Genomic DNA, 333 nt, shown 5'->3' with positions numbered 1-333 from the left:
CGCCCTGGTGCTGGGACCGCTGGTCATCCCGCAGATCGTCACCGCGCTGGGCCTGTTCCTGCTCTTCGAGCCCGCCGCGATGCTGGGCAGCCCGCTCGCGATCGCTCTCGGCCACACGGTGCTGGCCTCGCCGATCGCGGTGCTGATCCTGATCGCCACCCTGCGCGGGATCGACGAGCGGCTGGAGGACGCCGCCGCCAGCATGGGCGCCGGACGCCTGACGATCGCCCGGCGGATCACCTTCCCGCTGGCCGCACCGGGAATGATCGCGGCGGCGATCTTCTCCTTCATCACCAGCTTCGACGAGTTCTACATCTCCCAGTTCCTCTCCTC

1 protein-coding gene is annotated in these 333 nt (G+C 69.4%); it reads left to right on the top strand.

Annotation, left to right across the window (positions count from 1 at the left end; genetic code table 11):
- Positions 1 to 333: ABC transporter permease (locus tag OP79_RS49275; protein WP_033329903.1), on the top strand; the 333-nt coding region annotated here is incomplete at both ends.

Origin of the sequence: Streptomyces yerevanensis (genome assembly GCF_000716805.1) — a bacterium.
Classification (GTDB): Bacteria; Actinomycetota; Actinomycetes; order Streptomycetales; family Streptomycetaceae; genus Streptomyces; species Streptomyces flaveus.
This window is presented reverse-complemented; position numbering and strand designations above follow the sequence as displayed.